The following is a 1,435-nucleotide window of genomic DNA, read 5'->3' as shown; positions in this document are numbered from 1 at the left end:
CAGCGCCCGGGTTCGTCGGTGACCTCCGGCAGGATCCGGTCCCGCGCCTCGACGAGATGGAACCGCAGCTCCTCGGCGCTCAGCTCGGGATATCTGCGGACCAGCGAGGTCGCGAGCGACAGCAGCTCGCCGAAGCCCTCGACGCCGGAGAACCCGCCGCCCACGAAGGTCACGGTCAGCAGCTTCTGCCGCAGCGGCCCGGGGGCGAGCGTCGACGCCCGGTCGAAGGCGGTCAGCAGCCGGTCGCGGATCGCCACCGCCTCCTCGACGTGCTTCATGCCGATCGCCTGCTCCGCGACGCCCGGCACGGCCAGTTTGCGGGTCACGGCGCCGGCGGTGACGACGATGACGTCGTACCCGAGGTCGTATTCCGGACCCTGGGCGGGCCGCACGGCGACCGTCCGGTGCTCGTGGTCGACCGCGGTGACCGTACCCGAAATGATCTTGGTTTTGCGCAAGTGCCGGCGCAGCGACACCGCGGCGTGCCGCGCCTCCACCGAACCGGCCAGAACCTCCGGCAGGAAGGGCTGATACGTCATGTACGGCCGCGGATCGACCACCACGACCTGCGCCTCGCCGCGCCGGAGCTTCTTCTCCAGCTTCCAGGCGGTGTAGAAACCCGCGTAGCCGCCGCCAACCACAAGAATTCTCGTTGTCACACCAATAAGACCGGATGGCTCACCCGGTTGTGACAGCCCCGAGCTTGTCCGGGTTGAGCATCCAGAGCACCCGGTCGATGCCGCCGTCGGTGACGGTGACGGCGAGCACGCCGTAGAGCTCGCCGTCGCGCCTCAGCAGCGCCGACGCCTGCCCGTTCACGGTCACGAACTCGACCTCGAGGCCCGGCCAGTTCCAGGCGATCGCCGCCAGGAAGCTTGCCACCCGGTCCGCTCCGACGATCGGCCGGCGGGCGATCTGGTACGCGCCGTTGCCGTCGGACAGGCTCACCGCCTCGGCCGCGAACAGCTGCTCCAGCTCCGCCATGTCACCGGACCTCGCCGCGTCGATGAACGTGGTCAGCAGCTTGCGCTGCTCGGCGAGGCTGACCGGCGCGCGCCGCTCACCGGCCATGTGTTTGCGCGCCCGGCTGACGAGCTGACGCACCGCGGGCTCGGTGGACTGCAGGATGTCGGCGATCTGCGCGTACGGGTAGTCGAAGGCCTCGCGCAGCACGTAGGCCGCGCGTTCGTTGGGGGTGAGCTTCTCCATCAGCATCAGGGCCGCGAACTGCAGCGCCTCGCCGCGCTCGGCGCCCAGATAGGGATCGGCGCCGGTGTCGACCGGCTCGGGCAGCCACGGCCCGATGTACGTCTCGCGCCGCGCCCGCGCCGACTGCAGCGAGTTGATGGCCAGCCGGGTCGTCGTGGTGGCCAGGAACGCCGCCGGGTTCACCACCTTGCTGCGGTCCGTCGTCTGCCACCGCAGCCAGGCGTCC

At 70.5% G+C, this 1,435-nt stretch carries 2 protein-coding genes; both read right to left on the bottom strand.

Features of this window, described 5'->3' with window-relative positions:
* On the bottom strand, positions 1-641 hold a 641-nt coding region (locus AB0M20_RS43340; RefSeq protein WP_364307311.1), incomplete at its 3' end, for an FAD-dependent oxidoreductase.
* A gap of 37 nt (positions 642-678) precedes the next feature.
* On the bottom strand, positions 679-1,435 hold a 757-nt coding region (locus AB0M20_RS43335; protein ID WP_364307309.1), incomplete at its 5' end, for a sigma factor-like helix-turn-helix DNA-binding protein.

It is taken from the genome of Actinoplanes sp. NPDC051633 (assembly GCF_040681735.1).
Classification (GTDB): Bacteria; Actinomycetota; Actinomycetes; order Mycobacteriales; family Micromonosporaceae; genus Actinoplanes.
The sequence above is the reverse complement of the archived record's forward strand: the minus strand, read 5'-3'. Positions and strand labels throughout refer to the sequence as shown.